At 41.6% G+C, this 19291-nt stretch carries 15 protein-coding genes; 12 read left to right on the forward strand and 3 right to left on the reverse strand.

What is annotated here, in order from left to right:
- Positions 1-18 precede the first annotated feature (18 nt).
- The 3 genes from MHN81_RS18680 to adk all read left to right on the forward strand — a co-directional run bounded on the left by MHN81_RS18680 (position 19) and on the right by adk (position 2638).
- Positions 19-639, forward strand: coding sequence for a bifunctional 4-hydroxy-2-oxoglutarate aldolase/2-dehydro-3-deoxy-phosphogluconate aldolase (locus MHN81_RS18680; protein ID WP_023399286.1), 621 nt, complete (start codon positions 19-21; stop codon positions 637-639).
- Positions 640-655: 16 nt separating this feature from the next.
- Positions 656-1660 (forward strand): type I glyceraldehyde-3-phosphate dehydrogenase, encoded by a 1005-nt coding sequence (gap, locus tag MHN81_RS18685; protein WP_023399287.1) that lies wholly within the window; start codon positions 656-658, stop codon positions 1658-1660.
- 333 nt (positions 1661-1993) lie between these two features.
- A complete protein-coding gene (gene adk, locus MHN81_RS18690; RefSeq protein WP_023399288.1) occupies positions 1994-2638 on the forward strand; it encodes an adenylate kinase in 645 nt (214 codons plus the stop codon).
- Positions 2639-2832: 194 nt separating this feature from the next.
- On the opposite strand, the gene MHN81_RS18695 is transcribed toward adk, so the two are convergent.
- Entirely contained in the window at positions 2833-5061 is a 2229-nt protein-coding gene (locus MHN81_RS18695; RefSeq protein ID WP_155250759.1) for a GGDEF domain-containing phosphodiesterase, read from the reverse strand.
- 318 nt (positions 5062-5379) lie between these two features.
- Between MHN81_RS18695 and tmk the strand changes: the two genes are divergently transcribed.
- The 6 genes from tmk (at position 5380) to MHN81_RS18725 (ending at position 13690) form a co-directional block, all read left to right on the forward strand.
- Positions 5380-6012: a dTMP kinase gene (gene tmk / locus MHN81_RS18700; protein ID WP_239426403.1), complete on the forward strand. Its 633-nt coding sequence runs from the start codon at positions 5380-5382 to the stop codon at positions 6010-6012.
- Between the two features lie 31 nt (positions 6013-6043).
- Complete coding sequence (gene holB, locus MHN81_RS18705; RefSeq protein WP_239426404.1) at positions 6044-6955, forward strand: DNA polymerase III subunit delta'; 912 nt, start codon at positions 6044-6046, stop codon at positions 6953-6955.
- 5 nt (positions 6956-6960) lie between these two features.
- Positions 6961-7287, forward strand: a complete 327-nt coding sequence (locus tag MHN81_RS18710) for a PilZ domain-containing protein (RefSeq protein WP_023399292.1) — start codon at positions 6961-6963, stop codon at positions 7285-7287.
- 10 nt (positions 7288-7297) lie between these two features.
- Entirely contained in the window at positions 7298-8095 is a 798-nt protein-coding gene (locus MHN81_RS18715) for a YchF/TatD family DNA exonuclease (protein WP_239426405.1), read from the forward strand.
- Between the two features lie 25 nt (positions 8096-8120).
- Positions 8121-9920 carry a metallophosphatase gene (locus MHN81_RS18720; RefSeq protein ID WP_239426406.1) on the forward strand — a complete coding sequence of 600 codons (1800 nt, stop codon included), beginning with the start codon at positions 8121-8123 and terminating at the stop codon, positions 9918-9920.
- 74 nt (positions 9921-9994) lie between these two features.
- Positions 9995-13690 (forward strand): two-component regulator propeller domain-containing protein, encoded by a 3696-nt coding sequence (locus MHN81_RS18725; protein ID WP_239426407.1) that lies wholly within the window; start codon positions 9995-9997, stop codon positions 13688-13690.
- Between the two features lie 49 nt (positions 13691-13739).
- Here the strand turns inward: MHN81_RS18725 and MHN81_RS18730 are convergent, their stop codons facing one another.
- Entirely contained in the window at positions 13740-14486 is a 747-nt protein-coding gene (locus MHN81_RS18730; protein WP_023399296.1) for a hypothetical protein, read from the reverse strand.
- 335 nt (positions 14487-14821) lie between these two features.
- On the opposite strand from MHN81_RS18730, the gene MHN81_RS18735 reads away from it, so the two are divergent.
- The gene (locus MHN81_RS18735) at positions 14822-15004 is read left to right on the forward strand and encodes a hypothetical protein (protein ID WP_036976119.1); all 183 of its coding nucleotides are present in this window, start codon (positions 14822-14824) and stop codon (positions 15002-15004) included.
- Complete coding sequence (locus tag MHN81_RS18740; protein WP_023399297.1) at positions 15005-15937, forward strand: cyclic nucleotide-binding domain-containing protein; 933 nt, start codon at positions 15005-15007, stop codon at positions 15935-15937.
- 62 nt (positions 15938-15999) lie between these two features.
- Here the strand turns inward: MHN81_RS18740 and metG are convergent, their stop codons facing one another.
- Positions 16000-18024, reverse strand: a complete 2025-nt coding sequence (gene metG, locus MHN81_RS18745) for a methionine--tRNA ligase (protein WP_023399298.1) — start codon at positions 18022-18024, stop codon at positions 16000-16002.
- A gap of 191 nt (positions 18025-18215) precedes the next feature.
- Here metG and apbC point away from each other — a divergent pair, with 191 nt between their 5' ends.
- Complete coding sequence (gene apbC, locus MHN81_RS18750) at positions 18216-19289, forward strand: iron-sulfur cluster carrier protein ApbC (protein WP_239426408.1); 1074 nt, start codon at positions 18216-18218, stop codon at positions 19287-19289.
- The last annotated feature ends 2 nt before the right edge of the window (positions 19290-19291 follow it).

A 19291-nucleotide genomic window follows, 5' to 3' on the forward strand; every position in this document is an offset into this window, starting at 1 on the left:
ATTGGGGATGAGGTAAATATGAAAATACAAGAAATCTTATCGGCAGCACCCGTGGTTCCGGTAATTGTTATAGAAGAATTAGAAGATGCAATTCCTTTGGCACGTGCGCTTTACAATGGTGGTTTACGTGCCCTTGAAGTGACTTTGAGAACGCCTGTTGCTGCGGAAGCGGTAAAGCAAATTAAAGAAGCGATACCAGAAGCATATGTTGGAACTGGTACTGTGGTCGACAAAGCATCTTTTGAGGCGTCTGTGAACGCAGGGGCAGATTTTATGGTGAGTCCGGGTGTGAGCTCTGAACTACTAGAGCTGGCAAAAAGCACGGATATCCCGTTCTTACCAGGCGCTGCGACACCAAGCGAAGCAATGGAGCTTGCAGCTCACGGTTTTAAATTCTTGAAGTTTTTCCCAGCAGAAGCTGCTGGTGGTGCGCCAATGCTTAAGTCGATTGGTGGACCTCTACCGCAAGTGACATTTTGTCCTACCGGTGGAATATCGCTAGAAAGCGCGCCTAAATATCTGGCATTAAATAATGTAGTTTGTGTTGGCGGTACTTGGATGTTGGATAAATCGCTAATTGCAAATAAAGACTGGCAAGCCATCGAAGCGCTTGCAAAACAAGCAAGTGAAGTTAAATAATTAGGGGAATGTAATCATGATCAACATCGCAATTAATGGCTATGGCCGCATCGGTCGCAACGTACTACGTGCACTTTACGAATCAGGTCAGAACGACCAAATTAGAATTGTTGCAATTAATGATTTAGCACCAGCAGAGACCAACGCACACTTGACACAGTTTGATTCTGTACACGGTCGCTTTAATGAAAAACTGACACTTGCTGGTAACACATTAGTTATCGGAAACGATGAAATCGCATTGACGCAAGAGCGTGACCCAGCAAATTTACCGTGGAAAGCATTGAACGTTGATATCGTTCTCGAGTGTACAGGCATTTTCACTTCTCGCGATGCTGCCGCTAAGCATATTGAAGCGGGTGCTAAGAAGGTGATCGTATCAGCTCCAGGTACGGATCTGGATGCGACAGTGGTTCACGGTGTGAACAGCGATGTTTTGAATGAAAACAGCAACATTATTTCGAATGCATCATGTACAACAAACTGTCTTGCGCCTGTTGCCAAAGCATTGAACGATGTAGTTGGTATTGAGCAGGGCAGTATGACAACAATTCATGCATTTACAAATGACCAGAACTTGTGTGATGTATATCACAAAGATTTATATCGTGCTCGTAGCGCAACACAATCAATGATCCCTACTAAAACAGGTGCAGCTAAAGCCGTTGGCCTAGTACTTCCAGAGCTTGCGGGTAAGTTAGATGGTATGGCAGTACGTGTTCCAACAGTAAATGTTTCTCTTGTTGACCTTACTTTTGTAGCGAAACGTGAAACTACTGCCGACGAAGTGAATGAAATTGTAAAGGCTGCTGCTGATGGTGCAATGGCTGGTGTGCTTGAGTACAACACGCTACCACTTGTTTCAATCGACTTTAATCACAACCCTGCATCTTCTGTCTTTGATGCAACGCAAACAAAGGTAGAGGGCAAACTGGTTAAAGTTATGGCATGGTATGACAACGAATGGGGTTTCTCAAACCGCATGCTTGACCAAGTTAAAGCTCTAGGTGCATTTCTGTAACACTTGGTAAAATAATAAATTTAAAACCCCGCGAGTTAGCGGGGTTTTTTGTATTTGTCTTATGTGCAATGTTAAGTACGACAATCAGAATATGGCAATAAGGTAAGTACAGCGCACGATAATCTTTGATGAGAAACATGAGATAGCAAGCTGCTTCCAAAATATATCGATAATTGCATGGTTTTTAAGCAATCGGATGGTAGATGTTTGATCTATCCCCACACAGGGACAAATCCTCTAATCAATTGGTATAAGTGACTTGAGAATCAACGCGCAATATGAAAAAATTCCAAACAATTAAAATACAGTAAACTCAGAATCGAGGAACATAATATGCGCATTATCCTTTTAGGCGCGCCTGGTGCTGGTAAAGGCACTCAAGCTCAATTTCTTATGGAAAAATTTGGTATCCCTCAAATCTCGACTGGCGATATGCTTCGTGCTGCAATCAGCGAAGGTACACCACTAGGTCTTGAAGCAAAAAAAGTGATGGATGCTGGCCAGCTAGTTTCTGATGAAATTATCATTGGCCTAGTAAAAGAGCGTATTGCAAAGCCTGATTGTGAGAAAGGTTTCCTTCTAGATGGTTTCCCACGCACAATTCCTCAAGCTGATGCAATGAAAGAAAATGCAATCAACATCGACCATGTAATTGAATTTGATGTTGCAGATGAGATCATTGTAGAGCGTATGGGTGGCCGTCGCGTACACCCTGGTTCTGGCCGTGTTTATCATGTTGTATACAACCCACCTAAGGTTGAAGGCAAAGATGACGAAACTGGTGAAGACCTAATTATCCGTGCAGATGACACTGAAGAAACTGTTCGTAAGCGTTTAGGTATTTATCATGACCAGACAAGGCCACTTGTTGACTACTACAACAAAGAAGCTGAAGCTGGCAATACTAAATACCACAAGCTAGACGGCACTCAAGCGGTTGACGCTGTAAGCCAACAACTTGGCGAGCTACTCGGTTAATATTTTAATTAATCGAGAAAGCAATAACCCAGTTACTTTGTGACTGGGTTTTTTTGTTTCATTACAAGTAAAAATGCCAGATCTGGTCAAAAAGTTACGCCCGAAACTCGAGCGTAAATAAATCCAAGGGGGGAGTTCAAATGCCAAATAGGTATTATTTGACATGCACATTTAACAATATTTGTATGACTAAATTATGACAGGGCTTTATTGTTTGTTGCTAATAGACTGAGATCTAGCATATTTGCACTGCAAGGCTTACTAAACCAATAACCCTGAAACTCTGTAATACCTAGTTTAGATAGCCTCTCGAAATCCTCTTGAGTCTCTACACCCTCGGCAAGTAAGGCAATTTGCATGTTCTCACAAATAGTCTTCAGTCCCAGTAATAATGAGCGTTGCTTTTTAAGGTCAGTGATATCCGTCAACAGACTTCTGTCTAATTTTAGGCGTTGTATTGGACATTCTAAGACGCGTGCAATGTTGGAATACCCTGTACCAAAATCATCAATACTCAACATGAAGCCAAGCTCATTGAGTTTATCCATGACATGGTTGTGGTCGTCGGCAAAACTATATTCTGTTAATTCAAGTTCAATGGATTGAGGTGCGACGCCATACTTACTGGTGATCCCCTGTATTTGCGAAATAAAATGAGGATCCTCAATGTCTCTTGAGCTGATATTAATGGCTACAGGTACGTTTATTTCGGGGTTGGCAGTTATGAACTGACAAACCTTGTCGAGCATTGTGCGCGTGACATGGCTTACCAGCCCGAACTCTTCAGCGATGGGAATGAACTGTGAGGGAGGTACCCAACCTAGCAAACTATTGTGCCATCTTGCCAGTGCTTCGTAGCCGATAATATTTTTCTGAATATCGTGTTTGCTTTGCAAATAAAGCTTCAACTCTCCCAGCTCTATTGATTTTTCTAGCAGTAATGCCATTTCATGCCTAGCAAGGGTTTGCCTACGTGTCAGTTGGTCAAATACTGTAATCATTTGATTAGGTGCACGGAGTTCACAAGCTTGAAGGGCACTTTTTAATAGTCTTTCCGCGATGTAGCCATGCTCAGGGTAGGTGGCGATACCAATTGCATATTTTGAATGGAATTGATGTTGACCCAGTTTAATCCAGAAATCTAATTGCTTGTGCCAGCGATTTGCAATGTCTTTAAGAGGGCCTTTTGCTTCAACTAAAATAGCAATGCGACCAGCGCCAATATACGCAATTTGATCTAACAACTCTGCGTCTTGTTCAACCAATTGGTTAATTCGTGCGTAAAGCGTACGGTGCTGTTCACCGTCTATCATATAATCCAGTACGTGCTTATTGAGGTTGTCAGCTATTAAAAGTGCGAACGGCTCGCCTCTGTCTATATGCGCCTGTAGTTGTTCCAATAACCAGGTTTTGTTTGGCAAATTGGTGGCTTTATCGAAGTACTTTGCTTGCTGGTGTGCGACATCTAGCGTTAATAAGTCTTGCTGCAATTGTTGCTGATCAGAAACATCTTGAAGGTACCATGCCTTAATATCATTTGAATGCTGTTCCTGAGCCGCAATTTCGATACATTTGTCATCTACTTCGAACGTTTTAGGCAAAGCTTCTATGAGATCGTTGTCATAGGTTAAATACTCTACATTATCTGGTGTTATTCTGTTTAATGGCAGAGGTAGAGGTTGTGTTTGAATACTTAGAAGACGTTTTGCCTTATCGTTCGCTTCTACAACATTTAGCTGGTTATCGACCAAAATAATGGCGTTAAAGGATTTTTGAAAAAAGCGCTGATAAATTTGCTTTTGCGATTTTAGCAATGTGTTGTTTTCATGCATGTGCTTGTTTAAGCGATTGGCTGCTAGACTGGTTCGCCAAACCGCCAGAGGGATACAGCAGTTCAAGAAGAAAAACAACAACAGTTGGATATGCAATATCGCATCGACATACATTCGCTGCCCCTTTGGAACGATAGAGATATCGATATTTTTTAGTATCAAAATAAATGGGACAATATTGAGCGCTGCGTAAAATATTGCTGTTCTCTTTCCAACGAGTATTAGTGCGATGATAGGTGTGATGTAAACAAATATGGAGCCCAAATGCGCAAGTTCTAGGCTAGGAATAAAAAGTTTGATCATTATGCCTGCGACTACGATGCAGACGAGCAACAAATGTGCGGTAATGAAAAATGTATGGCTACTTAAAAACAACAGTGCACCAAGAGTAAGGGTAAAGCCTGTAGTCAGTGCGATAACATAGTCTAGGTTATAGTCAATTGCCGTGGGCAAACTGTTGAGAAAAATGCCAAAGCAAAGAACTAATCCTGTAGCCAGGATAATACGAAGGGCACTAAGACGCCATGTTGGGACGTTTACACGTGGTTTGTGTTCTTCTTCAAGTAAGAAAAATCGGCTTAATGTGCTCAAAACTAAATATTTCGTATTATTATTTTGAACAATACTAAGGTCTAACTGTACACAATTCAATGACAAATCAGCAAAATAAAGACTTAAATCAATTTGATTACGTTGTCATTTTCGAATTACCCATAAATGATTATCAATAGTGGGGAGTTTTTTACTCCTTTGACCGCTTTGAAAGGGAGCTAGGGGTTTTGAGTTGGTGACGGATGGTGGTCTGCCTGGTTGAGAAGTAAGCAAAAGGTTTTCTACATACTGATAAAGCGCTAAAAAAACGGTAGTATAGCGTTATACAGACTATAAAAAGATTATTTGAGTACAAAGATGAGCAAAGGGTTCATGTTCGTTTGTGATGGCAGTAATGGTGCTGGCAAAACAACAGTTATTAAGGGTATTGAGGCGCATCTAATTTCAAAAGGGTATGAAGTCGTTTTGACTCGGGAGCCTGGCGGAACTGAAATTGGGGAGAAAATTAGAGAAGTCATTTTAGACCCGAATACACCTCAAATGACAGATTTAGCAGAGCTGATGCTGTTTGGTGCTGCTCGAGCACAACATATAGAAGAAAAAATAAAGCCAGCGCTAGAAGCGGGTAAAATCGTAATATCTGATCGTTTTGATGCCGCTACTTTTAGTTTTCAGCATTATGCAAGAGGCATTGACCTGTCAGTTATAAAAACCATAAATGACTTAGCATTAAACGGCTTTAAACCTGACCTTAATATTATCTTAGATCTTGATCCTGAAATCGGCTTGCAGCGTGTCCAGCAAAGAGGCGAAGGTCTAGATCGCTTGGAAGTTGAAAAACTCGACTTTTTAAAGAGAGCACGTGATGGTTACTTGATTCAGGCAAAGGCGGCTCCGGAATCTTTTACAGTAATAGACGCAAGTTATTCAGCAGAAGATGTACTCGCGCAGTGTTTACAGGCAGTCGATGCCCGAGTGGCACAAAAGTAATGACGTATGTTTGTAAAAAAGGCGTAGCATAATGTACCCTTGGCTAGAACCAGTGCAACTTAGAATGCAAGAAAGCTTTGCCAGAAGTCGTTTTCATCATGCGCAGCTGATCCATGGGTTACAAGGGGTGGGCAAGAGTGAGTTATCTCGCGCATTAAGTGAAGGGTTATTATGTGTCAATAGTGTCGAGGCGCTGTCGAGTTGCGGTGTATGTAAAAGCTGCTTGTTAATAAAGGCGCAAAATCACCCTGATTTACTCTATCTTTCGGCTGACTCAAGCAGTATTGGAGTCGATGAAATCAGGACGCTTAACGAATTTGTTTTCCATTCTGCGCAGCAAGGTGGGAACAAAGTAGTCGTTATTGAGCAAATCGAAAAAATGACTGAATCGGCTGCTAACGCCCTTCTAAAAACACTCGAAGAGCCAGCGGCAAAACGATATATCCTGATGACTTGTAATGATGTATCTAAAGTAAAGGCAACGGTATTGAGTCGTTGCAATCAAGTCCAAGTGTCTATAACAGACAAACGCGTTTCACAGCAGTGGTTAGCGGAGCAGGGGATCTCCAGCAGTGCGTACCCTTGGGTTGATATTTTCTCAGATCAACCCTTATTGCTAAGCAAATGGGCACAGCTAGAAGTCATTTCTGAAGTGGATTACCTGTGGAAAGTTTCCCATGATATTGCTAGCATTTCTGATGTAAATGCACTAGAAACGACGCTTACAAAAGATGCATCCTTATTATCGGTGTTTGCGCGTTTTCTAATGCAGGTGATTAAACAGCAACTCACGGCTCAAAACATTGGATTTGTTCAATTTCACAATTGCACTGTGCAAATTGAAAAATACATGTCCGATCATCACAGGATTTTGGGCATTAATAAAACATTGAGTCTGTCTAATTTGGTGTTTGGGCTACAGCGAGTATTAAAACAGGATTGAATACAGTGCAAGAACTATTAGTTGATATCGAAGACAACGACGAGCTTTATCGAAGCTACATGCCTTATTTGAAAAACGGTGGGATATTTGTTAAAACCAATAGTCGTTTCGATATGGGGACGCCGATCTCAATGAGAATAATGTTGCCTGATGCACTTGAAGAAGAGGAAGTAACAGGCAAGGTTGTTTGGATCACACCACAGGGTGCACAAAACTCGAATCCGCCTGGTGTAGGTGTGTGCTTTGATGCCGAGTTTGAGCTGGTAAATGATAAAATAGTAAAAATGTTGGGTACTGCGCTCAATCTTGATAAACCAACCTATACGATGTAAGAAAGTAGTAATGATAGTAGATTCACATTGTCACCTTGACCGCTTAGATTTTGATAAATTAAAGAGCGAGTTGCCAGAAATATTACAAGCAGCCCGCGATAAGCAAGTAGAGCACTTTCTGTGTGTTAGTGTTACGTTAGATCAGTTTCCAAATATGTTACGCGTAATCGAGCCCTTTGATGATGTGTCTGCTTCATGTGGCGTTCATCCGCTAAATCAAGAGGAGGCTTTAGATAAAGCTCAGTTGTTGTCGTTGGCGCAACACGATCGCGTGGTTGCAATCGGTGAGACAGGACTAGATTACTACTACGCTAAGGACACTCACAAAGTTCAACAGGACAGTTTTGCAGGGCACATTGATGTTGCCAATGAGCTCAATAAGCCACTCATAATTCATACACGTGATGCCCGTCAAGATACCATTGACATTATGAAAGCTCACAATGCGCAAAATTGCGGCGGAGTTTTACATTGCTTTACTGAAGACTGGGATATGGCAAAAAAAGCGATAGATATGGGCTTTTATATTTCAATATCAGGGATTGTGACGTTTAAAAATGCAGTAGAGTTGCAAGAGGTTGTTAAAAAGCTGCCTCTAGATAGACTGTTAATTGAAACAGACTCTCCTTATTTAGCGCCTGTTCCGCACCGTGGTAAAACTAATCAGCCAGCCTATGTACAGGACGTCGCTTATTTTATTGCTGACCTAAAAGGTTTATCGTTCAAAGAGCTGGCTCACGCGACGACCCACAACTTCTATCAGTTATTTAGCCTAGCAAGTCGTAATCGAATCAGTGAATCAAGCTAATCTACCTCTATTCCTCTGCGGGCCAATGGTCCGTAGAGCAGAACCTCACCTTATTAGTTTTCAGTTTGTTACGACTAAACTGGTTAATCTGGTTGTGGAGTTTGCTGGCTATAAAACAGCTGTTGAGCAAACCAATATACAGCTTGGGGAGGCGTTATATCTCATATTTCTGAACGTCCGTCCGCAAGGACAAGCGTTTTCAACGGATATAGAATTGCCGTATGAAGTATATAACAACACGGTTGCTGTTGACCTTTCTCGGTTTAGTTATCAGGCGTCGCCAACATTAATTGTTCCTAAGGTGCTCACTCATGTTCTACATGGTTCTTGCAGAAACCCGCATCACCCTAGCAAGGATAGTTTGGCAGAAGCCGATGCCTATGTCGCCAACAGCTATAAAAATAGCGATGAACGTCCTAGCTTGTTAATTTTATCCGGCGATCAAGTTTACGCCGATGATGTTGCAGGCCCTATGCTTGTGGCTGTGCATCAATTGATAAGTGTACTTGGGATATACAAAGAACTGCCCTTGGAGCTGTCTTTGCCCAGCGAGTTGGCATCGCAATTATATATACGAGATGGACACCTGCCAAAGGAGCCTTGGCAAAATCGAAGCAAACTAACGCTAGGCTACTGGACCCGTAAAGATGAGCCGCATTTTTCAAGTGTAAAAGCGGGTAATCACCTAATCTCTTTTGAAGAGTTTGTCGCTTTTTATATTCTGAATTTTAGCTCTGAGGCTTGGAAGTTAGTAGAACCTTTTGGCTTTAAAAGCGACACTCTCAACGCGAAAAATCAAACATTATTTGAGGCTGAATCAAGAGCATTAACAGACTATATTGCCACACTCCCTAAAGTGGAAAGGTTAATGGCGAATATTTCTACATTGATGATGTTTGATGATCATGACGTCACAGATGATTGGAATTTAACACCGAGGTGGGAGCAAAACGTCGCTAACTCTTTCGTTAGTAAGCGTATCATTAATAATGGCTTGATTGCATATTGGTTGTTTCAAGGGCTAGGCAACGACGCCCAGAGCGTCTCGGGTGACTTACTTCCTGGTTTTTTAAAATCTTTTCAAAATGATGTATGGCAATTTGATAAGTTTGACAGAGCTATAAATCGGTTTGGTCAATGGCACTATTGCTTGGATACAACGCCAAAAGTCGTGGTGATCGATACGCGCACGCATAGGTGGCGTAGTGAACAGGATTTTGATGAACCGAGTGGTTTGATGGACTGGGAAAGCCTAATGGATTTACAGGATGTATTAATCCATCACGAAAGTGTTTTATTAGTGAGTCCTGCACCTGTTTTTGGTGTAAAAATTATTGAAACCATTCAGGCAATTTTTAACACCTGCGGTGAACCTTTGGCAGTTGACGTAGAGAACTGGATGGCTCACGAAGGCGCAGCAAGAAAGCTTATCGACATATTTAAACGTGAAGATACGCCCAAAGAGACAATAATTCTCTCTGGAGATGTGCACTATTCGTTTTGCTTTTCTGTACAGGCAAGATTCGGTCGTCACCACAATCGAATTTGGCAACTGACTGCATCGGGTATTAAAAATGAGTTTCCAAAAGGGTTGCTGGCGATTCTAGAAAAATTGGATATCGCGCTATTCTCGACTTGGAGTCCGTTTAATATATTTACGAAACGCTGGCAGCTAGCTGTGTCAAAACACAAATCTGACTACGGCAATGGGCGCTACTTGGTGTCAGACTCGGCGATAAGCTTAGTGCGTATGGAGGAAGGTAAGCTGAAAAACTACACCTTACTGCATGGCACAGGTGAAGTGACGCAATTCGAACTGAACTAATCACGTAAGTATAGAAGCGCTAAACACAACTTTTGCTATAGTTACCTGTAAGTATAGTGACTTAAGTGGCATTTATGCTATCGATACTGCGCTTTTGTATGATGTGTCTTTGCTGGATATTAAACAATAACCAGAGCAAACGCATACTTTCTGTATGTCTGCTGTCCACTGCGTGTCACGCAGGAGCCAGCCCTGTTTTTACCGACACTTCGCAGATAATGCGCCGCTTCGACTATGAATCTGGGTTGAGCCAAGTAACAATCATGGCACTGACGGAGGACCAATTAGGCTATATTTGGATTGGTACTCAAGCAGGGCTCAATCGCTTTGATGGTCATGAGTTCAAGCAATTTACCAGTAAACAACAAGATCCCAATGCACTAGCCGGTGCATTTGTCACCGGGCTGTGTCACAGTGGAGAAACTGTCTGGATTGCAACAAGTACAGGTTTAAGTGCTTACCACACGGTAACAGGTCGATTTCAAAGCTTTTTGAAAGAAAATTATCAAGCGATCAGCTCTGATCGGGTAAAAAGCCTCAATTGCAGCGGAAACTATATATCGGTTTCAACTGAAAACCACGATTTTTATGTGATAGATAAAGTATCCCTCGTGCCTCAATCCATAAAATTAGAAGGTCGTTTTGCCAGTCATGCAATCACATATAATGGTCAGATTTACTATATCTCTGAGCGTGGTTTTATGACGTTCAGTATGCAATCAAGCAAAAGCGCGTTGCTGCTCGCCGGTGACTTTAAGTACTTGGCTTTACGTGGCGAGCGGGCGTTCTTGATCACAAAAGACAATAAACTGCTTAGCTACGATGTGCTGTACGAGCGTATCTTGTGGGAAATAGAGGTCGGTAGCCAAGCGGGTTTGGAGTTAAATACATTACACATATCGACAGATAAACTGTTTGTAGGAAGTAACTTTGGGGTATACCTATACGACTTAAAAGGTCAATTTAAAAAGCACTGGTTTAAACATGAGGGTCAAGGACTTGGCCTACAAGATAACAGTATTTTGTCCGTCCTTGTCGATAGCAACCAAGACTTGTGGTTTGGAACGGAAACCAGTGGCTTACACTTTATTAGTCAGTTAAGTGAAAACTTTGGGCACGTTAGCGCGTTTAACTACCCTGACAGGTCTCTTCCTGAGCCTGATATCAGAAATTTTGCACTGGATAGATACGACAGGTTGTGGCTGGCCACATCCTCAGGGTTATATTTTTTCGATGGCGCAGGGTTTGAGCAAGCTCAACAAGTATTTCCAAAAGTCTCTGTAATGGAAAGTGCGTTCATTACTAAATTACATATCCAAGGCGAGCATATGTGGATCGCGACACGAGGCTTGGGTATGTACCGTCTGAACATAGACAGCGGGGATTTAATTAATATCATTCCAGATATTGGCAAAGGCCCTGAACTGAGCTTCAATGATATCATTGAGTTTGAAGGCAAGGTATTAATGAGCTCTCGCACTATGGGGCTGCTTTACTTCAACGAAAAAACCAACAAGCTTGAACCCTTTTTGCCTTTTGAAGATAAGGCGCCCAGCCATGTTTCATCACTATTAAAACAGGGTGATGCCCTTATTTTTGGCAGCATTGGAGATGGTCTATTTAAATATGAAGACGGTACGCTTTTGCAGCTAACCATTGCGGACTCATTGGCGTCAAATATTGTATTTATGTTGCAAGAAGATAGTTTTGGCCGTATCTGGGCTGGGAGTGAAACAGGCATTTCGATAGTCGATAGTAACTTTTCCGTTGTTAAGGCGATAAAACGGTCTGATGGTTTGGCAAATAGCGCCATTTGGGCGCTTTTGTATGATAAACAAAATCATATTTGGTTTGGCACCAGTGGCGGATTGTCTCGAATCAATATCCATGACTTTAAAATTGATAACTTTTTTCCGGTAGATGGCGTACAAGGCAACGAGTTTAATTACAACGCAAGTTGGCTCGCTCCTGACGGTCGGGTTTTTATCGGAGGGTCGAACGGGTTTAACCAATTTCACCCAGAAGAGATCAAGATATCTCCAATAATAAGGCCGCTATTAATTTCTAATATTGAATTGTTAGGCCGTACACTTCACCCATCTAACAACAAAGAACTCAAATTGGCCCCAGAGCTGACTACGTATCTTGAACTTGAATATGACCAAGACATTGTTTCACTTCATTACTCAAGTTTGGATTATGGCTCAGAAGGCTTGAGGTTTTTCTATCGTATTTTAGGGCTTAGCGAACAATGGCTTAAGTTGGCCGATGGGGTTAGGCAGATAAACTTACTTAAGTTGGCGCCAGGAAAATATCAAGTACAGGCCTATACCATTAATCGCTTCAACCAAATTTCACCTGTACATCATTTTGACATTAGAATTAATGCGCCTTGGTGGTGGAATGATTATACAAAAGCAGGCTACTTTTTATTGTCGACATTGTTGCTCTTAGTGTGGTTTAGGCAGCGTCAAAAGCGATTTCAGCAGGTAGTTAATGACAATAAAATCATGAACGAATTACAAGAGCGTTTGGAGCTTTCCCTCTGGGCTAGCCAAGATGAGATGTGGGACTGGCACATAAGTACCAACAAAATTTATCGTCATAGTGTTAAACCACGCATCGCGTATGGACAGTGCAAGTCTACCATGTCGGTTCATGATGCTGTTCAGTTCATTCATCCAAAAGATTATATAAGCTGGGAGGAAAAGCTCGAGTCTTGCTTGGAGGGTGAGCAGGATACATATGAAATAGCGATTCGAGTAAAAACTGTTGACGATGATTGGACATGGGTACTTGAACGCGGAAAAGTGGTAAGTAGAGATTGCCATGGTAAGGTGGTGCGCCTTGCTGGTGCGCTAAAGGATATTGCAGAGCTCAAAGCGCACCAAAATGCATTGCAATCGTTAAATGAAGGTTTGGAGATTAAAGTTGCAGTTAGAACTGATGAGCTTTATCAAAAAAACCAAAAGCTTGAACAGGCGATGATTGAACTAAAACGCACTCAACAAGAGTTAATTGAAAGTGAAAAAATGGCGTCTTTGGGTAATGTTGTTGCTGGCATTGCCCATGAAATAAATACCCCTTTAGGAATTTCAATAACTGCGATTTCGTACAATCAAGAAAGCCTTAAAACAGTTGCGACCAAACTAGAAAATCAGACATTAAAACAGTCTGAATTGGAGTCATCGATTCAAGAGCAGCAAGAAGGCTATTTGCTTATGAGTCGTAATCTAGATCGTGCTAAAGAGTTAATTAGCAATTTTAAACAAGTTGCGGTTGACCACTCAAGCGAGGTGCAAAGGGAGATTAATGTTAAAGAGTATGTTGAAGATGTCTTTATATCACTCAGCCCTTTGGCAAATGGTAAGCAAATAACGTTGGCAATCAAGGGGGATGGAGAGATAAATGTAAACACTTACCCAGGTGCGTTATATCAAATACTAACCAATTTGTATAACAATACTATTTTGCATGGTTTTGAAGGCAAAGAGGAAGGAGAGGTGAGCGTCAATATTCAACAGCTGGAAGGGAGTTGGTCTTTGACATATAAAGATGATGGAATAGGCATGAATGAGCGAAGCCTAACCACGCTATTTGATCCCTTTGTGACAACAAAACGAAACCAAGGTGGATGTGGGTTAGGAATGCATATTGTTTATAACTTAGTTACTCAGTTATTAAAAGGAGAGATATCAGCTTGGTCGAAGCCTAATAAAGGTTTAGAAATAAAACTAAAAGTGCCAATTACCACTGATAGCCTTGTTTGAATATAGCCCTCCCTCATTAAAATGAGGAAGGGTGTCTAGACTATTTTAATTAATTTATATTAGTCGAAATATCTAAGTTAATATTGTCTTTTGCGATTTTCCAAATTTCAGTTACCCGGGTCGTTCCCCCGGTATTTCGGCAAACAACTTGAGCCGCTATTAATCCAGTTCTGGCATCATATTGGACTGCCTCATTGAAAGATAAGACATCGCTATAAAACCCTTTACTGTGTCTTGAAGCCAAAGAAAGGGGAGAATCACTTTCAATACTAGATGCAAAACAAAAACCATCTGGTTCACTATTATCAATATTTAATATTGCGCTGTAGCTTACATCTTGATAAAACCCTGGATAAAGGTGATCGCCCTCTGACCATAGAGCTGCCTCTATATTACTGTTTAACTTTACTTTTGGAGCGGGCGCCAATTTGTGTCTGAAAAAAGAAACAATGTCTGTGTTACCCGCACATTCTGCTTCAACATATTTTGCACTATATTCGTGACCCTTGGGAATTTCGGCAGTAAGTACTTTTCCCTCGATTCGCATACGAGACAATAGCTTGTCGGTGTTTTCATCATAGATAGCGGCTTTCTGACAAGGTGTGTTATTTAGATAATGCGGCGTGTAGACCCGTATATTATAGGCAGAACTTGACTGAGTGACCATGGCATCGATTGCGCCTTGGTCATAATAGGTTACCCGGCCCGCATTACCATCTGTATCGTAGAATAGGGTTCCAGCCAAACTTTTTGCACTCAATAAAATAGATAAGGGTATTATCATACTAGGTTTCATTTTTCATTCCTTTTACATGTTGTTAATAAATAACCTTACCCTGAGTATAATCAGATGTGAAGCAGTATTTTAATATCTCGATGTTTTATTTAAATCGAAATATAAAAGTATAAAATTAAAATTGCTTTGTAATATTTGTTATTTCTATTTTTCAAATGAGAGCGCATTGAACTACAGTTAGATGTGCCCTTAAAATTTCGGCTGAGGCAATATGAAAGAGCAAGAGTCAAGCTCTACGACGCATACTGTGTGTCGGGGTATGTTGCTTGTAAGTATGCATCCGGATTTTTATAAGCTTGTGAGCGAGTAGCTCCAACCAATATCGGAAGCTTTGTTTGCTAGTTCAAGGCGAGGGCGATGCCGGCTTTGGCATAAAGAACCTGCTGTTGCGCAAAGCACTTGAGGTTATCAGTTTAGGTTATGAAAAGGCTGTTATTACTCGGTATTTAATTGCACTTTGCACCAAGGTGAGTATGTCGTTACAGCGACCGTTCAATCAGGTACTAGGGGGAGAGTGAATGCCAATAAAAATCAAGGTTGCAGACACCACAAGTCTGATAGATGAATCTTTCAGGCTTAGATATAAAGTTTTTGTTGAGCAGGAAGGATACATTGAACCTAATTCTCAACAGCGCGTGTTTGATCGTTTTGATGCATTTCCAACCACATTTAATTTGGTCTCTATGCTTGATAACGTAGCTGTAGGTGCTTTTAGGTTAGCCATTGATAGCAGTCAAGGCTTACCAGCAGATAGCTACTATGACTTTAGACAGCATATTCCTGATGGTGCGGTTTTGATGCACGGCGGTATGTTTTGCATTGATCGAGAGTATCGCTCAGGTGGTATGGCAATGGGGCTTATTTTAATGGCCAGCTATCTTGCGATGACAAAAGGGGTGACCCACGTTGTTGCACCAATTAACCCAGCAATAGGTAATATGCTCAAGCGGATAGGTTTTAAACAAGTTGCAGACGAGTTTATGGATCCGCAAGTCAATATTGCAGTTTTGCCGCTTATTTTAGATGTCGCAGAAGTAAAAGATTTTTTTCTTAACTTTATAAGACAAAATGAGTTACATGATTTTCTTTGTGATTATCAAAGGTGGTTTTATAAAGCGGGTGAAACAATCATCTCTGCTGGGACCGAAGGAAATGAAGCATTTGTCATTATTGAAGGCGCTGCGCAAGTACAACTGCCTAATACGGATACTGTTGTAGCGACGGTAGAAGAAGGAGGAATGCTCGGAGAGTTAGCTTTAATTACTGATGAACCGAGGTCGGCAGATGTTATTGCTAAACAAGATGTTGTTGTTATGGTTATCAATAAAGATGTGTTTTTACATCGCTTTATGAATTCACCAGAACATGCATTAAAACTGCTAAAATTACTGGGTAACCGAACACAGGACATGCTCAAACAATTGCAGTTGAAAGATGGCTTAGGGAGTTAGTTGACTCGAAAAGAAAATAAGGACATGAGCACTATGTCATGTCCTAATCGGCGTGTAAGCTATTACATTACTCGCATGCCTGGCTCTGAGCCTTCATCAGGGTTCAGAATATAAATTTCTTTACCGCCAGGACCTGCCGCTAAAACCATGCCTTCAGACATGCCAAAGCGCATCTTGCGAGGTTTCAAATTCGCAACCATGACGGTGAGTTTGCCTTCGATGTCTTCAGGGGCGTACGCAGATTTAATACCAGCAAAGACCTGTCGAGTTTCTCCGCCTAAATCCAGTGTTAGTTTAAGTAACTTTTCAGCGCCTTCGACATGTTCAGCTTTAGCAATTTTAGCTACGCGTAAATCCACTTTTGCAAAATCATTAAATTCGATTTCATCTGCAATAGGCTCTTTAGCTAGCGGGCTATTTGGATCCAAAGCGGGTTTTGCTGGTTCTAAGCTTTCTTTTGAAGCATCTACCATGGCGTTAACCTTATCTAAATCGACGCGTTGCATCAGCGCTTTAAATTTATTGATGTCATGATTAATCAATGGCTCGGCCACGGTTTCCCAGCTTAACTCTGTTGCTAAGAACTGCTCAACATTTGCACTCATACCTGGCAGTACTGGCTTAAGGTACGTCAAGATGATTTTGAACATGTTTAGGCCAAGAGAGCAAACTTGGTGTGCACGCTCTTGCGTAGTTTCATCTTTAATGAGTACCCAAGGTGCTTCAGCATCGATGAATTGGTTTGCTTTATCAGCAAGCGTCATGATTTCACGGATAGCGCGGCTATACTCGCGGTTTTCATAATGGGTCGCAATGGTATCTGACACTGCACTAAATTCAGCCAACAACGCTTCATCCATAATTTCATTGCTAAGTTTGCCAGCAAACTTTTTAGTAATGAAACCCGCACAGCGGCTCGCAATATTTACAACTTTACCTACGAGATCTGAATTTACGCGCTGGGCAAAATCTTCAAGGTTTAAGTCTAAGTCAGTGATACCACTGTTTAGCTTCGCAGCGTAATAATAGCGCAGATATTCAGGGTCCAAATGTTCAAGGTAAGTACGAGCTTTAATGAACGTACCTTTCGACTTTGACATTTTTGCGCCATTTACTGTTACGAAGCCATGTGCGAATACATTGGTTGGCTTTCTAAACTCAGCGCCTTCAAGCATTGCAGGCCAAAACAAGCTGTGGAAATAAATGATGTCTTTGCCGATAAAGTGGTATAGCTCAGCGTCTGAGTCTTTACCCCAGAAAGCGTCAAAATCGATACCGCTTTTATCACACAGATTTTTAAAGCTAGCCATATAGCCAATCGGCGCATCTAGCCACACGTAAAAATATTTACCTGGCGCACCCGGTATTTCGAATCCAAAATAAGGAGCATCACGGCTGATATCCCACTGCTGTAAGCCTTCTGCAAACCATTCTTCCAGCTTATTTGCCATTTCAGCTTGTAGGCTGCCCGAATGTAGCCACTCTTTTAACATGCCTTCGAATGCTGGTAAGTCAAAGAAGAAATGCTCAGAGTCCTTTAATACTGGTGTTGCCCCAGACATTGCAGAGCGTGGCTCTTTCAGCTCAGTAGGGCTGTACGTCGCGCCACAAGCGTCACAGCTATCACCGTTTTGATCCGTAGCGTCACATGTAGGGCAGGTTCCTGTAACAAAGCGATCCGGTAAGAAGATGTTTTTCTCGGGATCAAACAACTGTGAAATCGTACGTTTTTTAATGTGGCCTTTGTCATTTAAGCGTGTATAAATAAGCTCACTTAATGCTTTATTTTCATCGCTGTGTGTGCTGTGGTAATTGTCAAAAACGATATTGAAATCAGCAAAGTCACGTTGTCTTTCTACGCTTACATTCTTGACCATTTCTTCAGGGGTGATGCCCTGCTTTTGTGCATTTAGCATGATTGGCGTGCCGTGTGCATCATCAGCACAAACATAGTACGCTTCGTGACCACGCATTTTTTGGAAGCGAGACCAAATATCAGTCTGAATGTATTCAAGTAAATGCCCTAAATGAGTTGGGCCATTTGCATATGGTAATGCACTTGTAATGAGAATTTTTCTCTTTGTCATAGTTTTCCCATGGTTAATTAGCCGCTTTGGCTAACGCCAGTGTAACTTTGACTCAATTTGGCGATGAAATTGAGCGCAATTTTTTAGTCCAACTGGATTATGCCCTAATAACGCGATTTTGACTGGTCTTAATTTATCGAATGTTACATAATTCCTGCGTTCTTTTCACCACCTGATGGCGTTTTATTTGTATGTTTGGCATCAAGAAGTTTTTTAGTAAAGAAGATCCAAGACAAACTGAAATTGTGAATATGTTAAATGGCTATCGTAGCGCCATTTTTCCGATGGGAATTCAAAGTGAATGGATTTCATCGATAGAAAAACAAAAGTCAGTTTATCAAATCACAATAACACTTCCTTTTGCTGCGCGTTCGCAACAGTTTGAACTGGAACAGCACCTGCGTAAAGACAACAACACTGACGCCAGCATTAAGATTGAAACAGCCATCCCATCTGCGTATAAATTTAAAAAGATCAAACATATTGTACTAATTGCGTCTGGGAAAGGCGGTGTGGGTAAATCCACGACCGCAGTTAATCTTGCGTTGGCGATGCAAGCTGAAGGAGCAAAAGTAGGATTGTTGGATGCCGACATTTACGGACCCTCAATTCCGTCGTTGTTAGGCTTGGTGGGGCAACAACCATCCGCAAAAGATGATAAAACTCTTAACCCTATGCAAAAATATGGCTTGAATACGATGTCTATTGGTTATTTGGTACCAGCCGAAAATGCCACTGTATGGCGGGGGCCAATGGCATCTCAAGCATTAAACCAGCTTTTAAATGAAACTGATTGGGGTGAACTCGATTATCTAATTGTGGATATGCCTCCAGGAACTGGAGACATTCAATTGACAATGACACAAAAGCTGCCCGCCAGTGGCGCAGTGATTATTACAACGCCGCAAGATCTTGCCTTGGCCGATGCGCAAAAAGGCATTGCGATGTTTTCACAGGTGAATCTGCCTATTATCGGCTTAATAGAAAACATGAGTTATTTTAATTGCCAGCATTGTGGTGGAAAAAATGCGTTGTTTGGTCAAGATGGCGGAAGTGAACTGGCAGCGCGACACGGTGTTCCATTACTTGCAGAAATTCCTTTGGATATTCAAATTCGTGAAGAGTCCGAAAAGGGGCATAATATTATCACTCAAGATACGAAAGTAGCTGAGCACTACACCTATTGCGCACAGCTTTTGGGTAGCATGCTCAACCTTCAATCTTCTAATGCGGCAGGCGTTGAGGTCGTTTTTTCAGATGATTAGGT

It is taken from the genome of Pseudoalteromonas sp. Of7M-16 (assembly GCF_022347805.1).
Lineage (GTDB): Bacteria > Pseudomonadota > Gammaproteobacteria > Enterobacterales > Alteromonadaceae > Pseudoalteromonas > Pseudoalteromonas luteoviolacea_F.

What these genes read in the sequence shown, in the direction of transcription:
- MHN81_RS18715 (WP_239426405.1), top strand. Translation starts at nt 7,298, where the DNA reads ATGATAGTAGATTCACATTGTCACCTTGACCGCTTAGATTTTGATAAA.
- adk (WP_023399288.1), top strand. Translation starts at nt 1,994, where the DNA reads ATGCGCATTATCCTTTTAGGCGCGCCTGGTGCTGGTAAAGGCACTCAA.
- apbC (WP_239426408.1), top strand. Translation starts at nt 18,216, where the DNA reads ATGTTTGGCATCAAGAAGTTTTTTAGTAAAGAAGATCCAAGACAAACT.
- MHN81_RS18730 (WP_023399296.1), bottom strand. Translation starts at nt 14,486, where the DNA reads ATGAAACCTAGTATGATAATACCCTTATCTATTTTATTGAGTGCAAAA.
- tmk (WP_239426403.1), top strand. Translation starts at nt 5,380, where the DNA reads ATGAGCAAAGGGTTCATGTTCGTTTGTGATGGCAGTAATGGTGCTGGC.
- holB (WP_239426404.1), top strand. Translation starts at nt 6,044, where the DNA reads ATGTACCCTTGGCTAGAACCAGTGCAACTTAGAATGCAAGAAAGCTTT.
- metG (WP_023399298.1), bottom strand. Translation starts at nt 18,024, where the DNA reads ATGACAAAGAGAAAAATTCTCATTACAAGTGCATTACCATATGCAAAT.
- gap (WP_023399287.1), top strand. Translation starts at nt 656, where the DNA reads ATGATCAACATCGCAATTAATGGCTATGGCCGCATCGGTCGCAACGTA.
- MHN81_RS18740 (WP_023399297.1), top strand. Translation starts at nt 15,005, where the DNA reads ATGCCAATAAAAATCAAGGTTGCAGACACCACAAGTCTGATAGATGAA.
- MHN81_RS18680 (WP_023399286.1), top strand. Translation starts at nt 19, where the DNA reads ATGAAAATACAAGAAATCTTATCGGCAGCACCCGTGGTTCCGGTAATT.
- MHN81_RS18725 (WP_239426407.1), top strand. Translation starts at nt 9,995, where the DNA reads ATGCTATCGATACTGCGCTTTTGTATGATGTGTCTTTGCTGGATATTA.
- MHN81_RS18720 (WP_239426406.1), top strand. Translation starts at nt 8,121, where the DNA reads ATGGTCCGTAGAGCAGAACCTCACCTTATTAGTTTTCAGTTTGTTACG.